This window comes from Mesorhizobium sp. LSJC280B00, assembly GCF_000502835.1.
In the GTDB taxonomy this organism is placed as follows: Bacteria; Pseudomonadota; Alphaproteobacteria; order Rhizobiales; family Rhizobiaceae; genus Mesorhizobium.
The window spans coordinates 1-6015 of record NZ_AYVL01000079.1; the positions used below are offsets into that span (position 1 = coordinate 1).

Sequence of the window (6015 nt, forward strand, 5' to 3'; positions counted from 1 at the left end):
TTCCTCGTCGAGGAGATCCGCAACGCGGGCGAATTCTTGCTTGAGGCGATGAGGTTCCGCGAGGCGACGGACTGAGACCGCTCACCGATAGGTGCAGCGCGACAACTCGGATTGTCGCCCGACAGATAGGTGCGCTCCTCCAACGAGGTCTGCGCGATCATCTCATGGATCGTCTGCACGAAGGCGGTCTCGGCCGGGTTCAGGCTGCGGCGCGGGTTCACCACGAAATGGATCTCGACCGCCGGCAGATGGTCCTTCGGCGGCACCTGCCACAGGAGTCCGGCATCGACGTCGCGCCAGGCGATATGCACTGGCAGCGCTCCAATGCCCATCCCGGTGATGATCATTCGCCGCACCTCGGGCAGATTGGCCGAGAGGCCGTGCGGCTCGGGGTGCAGATTGACCCGCTCGCGCAACTGGCGCACCAGATAGAGCGGTCCGTTGTCGAGTTCGGTCTGGAACGACACCGAGCGTTCGCCGGACACATCCTCGATCCCGATGTCCGATCGGCCGAACAGCCTGTGCGGCGGACCGCAGAACAGGCCGAAGAACTCCCGGAACAGGATGCGGCTGTCCAGCATGGGATCATCCTCGCGCATCAGGCACAGGCCTACCGACGCCTGGTTCTGCCGCAACCGGCTCAGGACCTCGGCGCTGTCGGTGATCGAGATCGAATAGGTCACCTCGGGATAGGCTGTGTTGAAGCGTGCCATTGCCTCATCGAAATGCGGGCAGACCACATGGCTGGTCATGGCGATGGCAACATGGCCGGTGACAACGGTCTCCGCCGCCGCCATCAGACCCCGCAGCCGTGAGATCGAGCCGAAAAGCATGCAGCTTTCGCGATAAAGCGTCTCACCCGCCGGGGTCAGCGCGAAATGCCCGGGCCGGCAATCGAGCAGCCGCTTCTCCATGGTCTCTTCCAGCCGTTTCAGCGCACTGCTGATAGTAGGCTGGGCTGTGTTGCACGGATTGGTGGGTGAACACACCGAGCCCACTCAGAGCCTTTGTTTAAGTGATGCGGACGGATTTCGGGGCGTCCGAGTTCAAGCATGCGGTTCAGAACATGAACGGCAATGGCGGTCTCAGTCGCGCGGCGGGGTTGCGTATTCCGATGAAGCCGGCCACCGATTCCGATTTGAAGCCGGCCAGTCATTCCGATTTCATTCCGGCCACCATTCCGATTTGAAGGCGGCCAGTTTTCGGTCTGATCCCGGGTCTCGTTGATGTTTGGGTTGGGTTTTGTTTCAGGTCAAGCTTCGGTGTTTTCGGGGACGATCGGCGGGCGCTGTTTTCGCATGCTTTCACCGGTGAGATCGATGCGATAGGCGTTGTGAACGAGGCGATCCAGGATGGCGTCGGCCAAAGTTGAGTTTGCAATAATTTCCCACCAGCGATCCACGGGCACCTGACTTGTGACGATGGTTGAGCGTCGTTCGTAGCGATCCTCAATGATCTCCAGGAGATCGCGGCGTTGGTCGTCATTGAGTTTTTCAGGTCCCCAGTCATCGAGGATCAGCAGGTCGGTCCTGGCAAGAGATTTGAGGATCCTGCCGTATCGCCCGTCGCCTCTTGCAAGCGCGAGGGCGGCGAACAGCCGGGGAACCCGGTGGTAGGCGGCTGAGAAGTCTTCGCGGCAGGCCTGGTGGCCAAGAGCGCAGGCAAGCCAGCTTTTGCCGACGCCGGCTGGCCCGGTGACAAGAAGACCGTGATGCTTTCTGATCCAGTCGCAGCCGGCAAGCGCCATGAATATATTGCGGTCGAGGCCGCGTGCGGCGCGGAAGTCGGCATTCTCGATCTGCGCGTCATGGCGAAGCTTGGCAGCCCTGGCGCGAGCCTCGAAACGCTTCTGGCGGCGCATGGTCGCCTCGCGTTCGAGCAGCATGGCAAGTCATTCGCCATGCTCGAGGCCGCGCACTTCGGACTGTGCGTCGAGTTCCTGGAAAGCGGTTGCCATGCCGTAAAGGCCGAGCTCTCGCAGCATGTCGATGGTGGGATTGATCAGCATGGGTGGATCTCCTCAATGAAAGTAATCAGGGCCACGCAGATTGGCGTGATCGACGATGGCGGTTGGTTCGGTGGAATGGCGTGCGGCTTTGTGGTTGGCGATGAGCGAAGCAATGCTCTTGCAGTTCAGGCCACCGATCTCGACAGCGCGGGCTGACACGGCTTCGGCCCGATTGCGATCGATGTCCCGAAACAGGCGTAGGATGCCCAGACATGTTCGAAAGCCCTGCTCGGGATGCGGACGGCTGGCGAGAATTGCGATGACCAGACCTTCGGTTTGCGGCCCGATCGACGTGGCCCAGCGCGAAAGCGCTCCGGCGTCCATTCGGCATAGCGCCGGTGGGAACTGGGCATGTGATCCGGATCGGTTCCATGGCGAGGACCTCCATAGCGGCGCTGATGCACCGCGACGCGCTTGCCGCGGTGGAAGATCTCGATGGTGCGCGCCGTTGCTCTCAGATCGACCTGCTGACGAATGAGGCTGTGGGGCACGGAATAAAAGAAGGTCTTGAACTCGACATGATAATCCGTCGAGACGCGGGCCAAACGCCATTCGGCAAACTCGTAATCCTCCAGTGGAAGACTGGCCAAAGCCGGGCGCTCGACCTTGGCCGTGCCGGAAGAACGCCGACGCCATAGTGGGAAGCCATCATGCCGTAGCTGCGGTTGATCTCGGGATCGTAGAAACTGGCTCGACTGACGCCAGACTTCAGATTGTCGGGAATGACGAGTCTGGGAACGCCATGAAAAAAACGAAACATCCGGACATGCGAGCCAATCCAGTCGGGGAGCGTTTGCGTCCAGGTGGCCTCGGCAAAGGTGTAGCTGGACGCACCCAGCACCGCCACGAAGATCTCCGCCTCGCGGATCTCACCGGTCTTGCGATCGACAATCGGAATCTTTTTGCCGGAATCCACGAAGACCTTGTCGCCGGCCGCATGCTCCTGGCGCATCGTCGGTGACAGTCGCTGCTTAAATCCCCTTAGAAGTTCACAAAAGCGACCATAGCCGTAACCGTCGGGATGCGACCCACGATACTCCTCCCACAGGATAAGCAAGGTGACGCCGGGCTTCTTGAGCTCGACCGCAAGATCGGGCCAGTTCGGTTCCGTGCGTCGTCGCGTGCCCTGTTTGACGCCGTTGCGACTGAAGAGCTTGTGCTCAAGCGCATCGTCGGTCAGCTCGCCCGGCAAGGGCCAGCTCAATCCAACCGCGGCTGCACGCTGCAAATTATCCTGCACCGTACTGCGCGCTATCCCCAATACGACCGCAATCTCGCGGGAGCTCGTCCCGCTTCCGGCAAGCCGCAGCATTTGTCTCAATTGTCTCATGGTCAGCCTTCTCTTTGCCGGCATCAAAATGTCCCCGTTCATGGCGAGGTGATTGATGCCAAAGTTGCTGACCCAGGAGGTAATCTTCAGTGCCGAAAACTGGCCGGCTTTTGATTGGAACGGTGGCCGGCTTCAAATCGGAATGGTGGCCGGTCTTTGATCGGAATGGCGGCCGGCTTCACGTCGGAATCCGCAGCGGGGTTCCGTCCGCGAGCGTAAGCTCGTACCGATCACGCGTTTGAAGCGGCTTATAGACGCCTCCACCAGGGCTCGTCGAGTATACCCGGATCGCTTCTGCCAGCCCATGCGTCCCTGCTCGGTAATGCTTTGGAGATGCCGGTCGCGTTGGGTCGGAGTGGTCTGCACATCCTCGCTCAGCACCGCCGTTGATCGTGGTGGAACGATGACTTCAGCCTCAGGATGACGCTGGGCGATAGTGCCGTAGATGCCAGCCTGATCGTAGGCTCCATCAGCGATGAAGGAGGCGAGTGGAACTGGGATTTGGTCGAGCAACGGCTCGACCTGCGAGCCATCATCGACTCACTACCCGTCAGCTCTGAGGCGAGGATCTCTCCAGTGTCGGCATCCATCCCGATGTGCAGCTTGCGCCAGGATCGGCGCGTTCGGGTGCCATGCTTCAATCAGCCACTCGCCGGGGCCACACAGCCACAGGCCTGTGCTGTCGACCAGCAGGTGAACAGGTCCCCAAGGACCTCGAACATGGCCTTGGCACCTCCAAGGTTTCAGCCCGCCGGCTCAGCGTTGAGTGATCCGGCACCGCCAGATCAAGGCCGAGGAGCTCAGGACTGAGCGAATCAAGCCCTCGGTTTGGCGCAGCGCCAGCCGGAACACCGCCCGGAGCGTCAGGGCTGTCCTGATCGCCAGGGCCGAATAGTGGGCTTGACCACCGCGTGTGGTGCGGGGCTCAGCCTGCCAGGCGGCAATCGCCTCGCCAGAGAACCAGACCGTGAGGCCTCCACGTTGGTGCATGGCCGCGTCATACTCGGCCCAATTCGTGACCCCGTGCCGCTGCTTCGGAATCCGGTGACGGCGAGCGGCATTTGCTTTGAATGGCACAGTAGAGATCTTTGGTCAGAAGGCGAACAGGTCTCGACGCTACCCAGCCGCGGTTACCAACTCGCTCATCCATGCAACACGGCACAACACGGCACCAAGGCGTGAATTCCGCTTCCCCGCGGAGGATCTGTCCGCCATGCCTGGGAAAAAGCCAGGCACCCGACACCTCCTGTCGGGTTCGTCGAGTTCGCGGACATGGTGGTGTTCGGCCTGGTGTCCCGCTGCACTCTCATTGAAGCCATGGAATAATATGCAGAAACATTGTTCTGAGTCTTTTGCCGGTCAGTTGGCCCGGGTTTTGCAGCCTTTCGCTGTGAGGCGGCGGCAGCTGCCGACCGGCACTCATGTCGCGGTCACCGCGATCGATGAAACGAAGGAGGGAAAGCACCATGTTAGGTCTGCGTCAGAACGCATTCTCCGGGAAGGGGGCCATCGGCAAGTCTACCACCTCCCAAAATACGCTCGCGTCCCTTGTCGACCTCGGGCAGGAGATCCTGATCGATCGCTCTCCCGCCAACACGAGATTGAGCATCACGCCTTCTTTGGCAATCGCGGGCTTCGTGATGACATCCAGTTTGTCGGCGTGGACCCATCGTTCCGGGCTGTTCGCTATGCGCTGAATCTGGCCTGCTGGAGGCCGGCATCCCGTACGCCTCCGGCGAGGGCCGCCTTGCGGGAGCATGGCCCGGTAGCGAAGCTGCGCTCTTAAGGTCGTCCTTTCGAGCGTAGTTAGCAGCACAGCATGAGCCATGTGACGTTATTGACCGGACCGGAGCGTCGTCGTCGTTGGCGTGAAGCGGATCAGTGCCGGATCCTGCCGCGGCATTCGCGCCCGGGGCCACGGTGGCGGCGGTAGCGCGTCAGTACGATGTCGCAACCAGCCTGATCTATAAGTGGCGCCGCACGCTGAGAGCCCGCGAGACGGGCTTTGCCGAAGTTGTGGTGGCTCCCGATGAGCCTGTCGCCGTTTCGCGGCCGGCGGCGTCCCCAGCGGGGATCGAGCTGGAGATCGCCGGCAAGGTGCGGCTGCGGATACCGCTGACCACGCCGCCGACACTGGCGGCGGCGATGGTGAAGGCGCTGGGCGTTTCATGATCCCGGTTCCGAGCCAGGTGCGGATCTGGTTGGCGGTTGGCCGGACCGATATGCGTCGCGGAATGCAAGGCCTCGCTCTGCAGGTTCAGGAGACGTTGGGCCGGGATCCGCATGCCGGCGATCTTTATGTCTTCCGCGGCCGCAACGGCAACCTGATCAAGATTATCTGGCATGATGGGCTCGGCATGTCGCTATATGCAAAACGGCTCGAGAAGGGCCGGTTTCTATGGCCGTCGCCGGCGGACGGCACGGTTTCCATATCACCGGCGCAGCTCGCCTACATGCTCGACGGGATCGATTGGCGCAACCCGCGTCACACGTTCCGACCGCAGCGCGCGGGCTGAGTTTTTCTTTGAGTTTGCGCCATTTTCCGCGAGTCAGCGGACGCGTTTTATGATTCACTCCAGGGCATGGTTGCCACCGCCCAGGATGCTGTTCCGGACGATATTGGCGCGCTGAGAGCAGCGCTGACCGCGGCGCTGGCCAGAGCCGAAGACGAGGCCGC

The 6015-nt window shown here is 61.5% G+C and carries 5 protein-coding genes and 4 pseudogenes; 4 read left to right on the forward strand and 5 right to left on the reverse strand.

All coding sequences use genetic code 11. The features are described from left to right. Window positions 1-914 (reverse strand): substrate-binding domain-containing protein (locus tag X773_RS73040; protein ID WP_023680859.1); only part of this gene is annotated, 914 nt, incomplete at its 3' end. Between the two features lie 152 nt (window positions 915-1066). On the opposite strand from X773_RS73040, the gene X773_RS79210 reads away from it, so the two are divergent. Continuing rightward, window positions 1067-1189: a hypothetical protein gene (locus X773_RS79210; protein ID WP_280952148.1), complete on the forward strand. Its 123-nt coding sequence runs from the start codon at window positions 1067-1069 to the stop codon at window positions 1187-1189. A 63-nt stretch (window positions 1190-1252) separates the two neighbouring features. Here the strand turns inward: X773_RS79210 and istB are convergent. The 4 genes and pseudogenes from istB to X773_RS78845 form a co-directional block, all read right to left on the reverse strand. Beyond that, window positions 1253-2008 (reverse strand): annotated as a pseudogene (gene istB, locus X773_RS73045) (IS21-like element helper ATPase IstB). A 12-nt stretch (window positions 2009-2020) separates the two neighbouring features. After that, window positions 2021-3362, reverse strand: a pseudogene (istA, locus tag X773_RS73050) (IS21 family transposase). Window positions 3363-3470: 108 nt separating this feature from the next. Next, window positions 3471-3863: pseudogene (locus X773_RS78840) on the reverse strand (transposase); the annotation flags it as partial. A 231-nt stretch (window positions 3864-4094) separates the two neighbouring features. After that, window positions 4095-4328, reverse strand: a complete 234-nt coding sequence (locus X773_RS78845; protein WP_023680866.1) for a transposase — start codon at window positions 4326-4328, stop codon at window positions 4095-4097. A gap of 476 nt (window positions 4329-4804) precedes the next feature. Between X773_RS78845 and nifH the strand changes: the two are divergent. The 3 genes and pseudogenes from nifH to tnpB form a co-directional block, all read left to right on the forward strand. Beyond that, a pseudogene (gene nifH, locus X773_RS77110) lies at window positions 4805-4915 on the forward strand (nitrogenase reductase); the annotation flags it as partial. 304 nt (window positions 4916-5219) lie between these two features. After that, complete coding sequence (locus X773_RS73065) at window positions 5220-5510, forward strand: transposase (RefSeq protein ID WP_084641911.1); 291 nt, start codon at window positions 5220-5222, stop codon at window positions 5508-5510. Continuing rightward, window positions 5507-5854, forward strand: coding sequence for an IS66 family insertion sequence element accessory protein TnpB (tnpB, locus tag X773_RS73070; RefSeq protein ID WP_023680870.1), 348 nt, complete (start codon window positions 5507-5509; stop codon window positions 5852-5854). Before X773_RS73065 ends, tnpB begins: the two co-directional genes overlap by 4 nt. Window positions 5855-6015: the final 161 nt, after the last annotated feature.

Bases quoted from the DNA above. Each gene is read 5' to 3' on its own strand.
- X773_RS79210 (WP_280952148.1), top strand. From the start codon at position 1,067: ATGAACGGCAATGGCGGTCTCAGTCGCGCGGCGGGGTTGCGTATTCCG.
- X773_RS78845 (WP_023680866.1), bottom strand. From the start codon at position 4,328: ATGCACCAACGTGGAGGCCTCACGGTCTGGTTCTCTGGCGAGGCGATT.
- tnpB (WP_023680870.1), top strand. From the start codon at position 5,507: ATGATCCCGGTTCCGAGCCAGGTGCGGATCTGGTTGGCGGTTGGCCGG.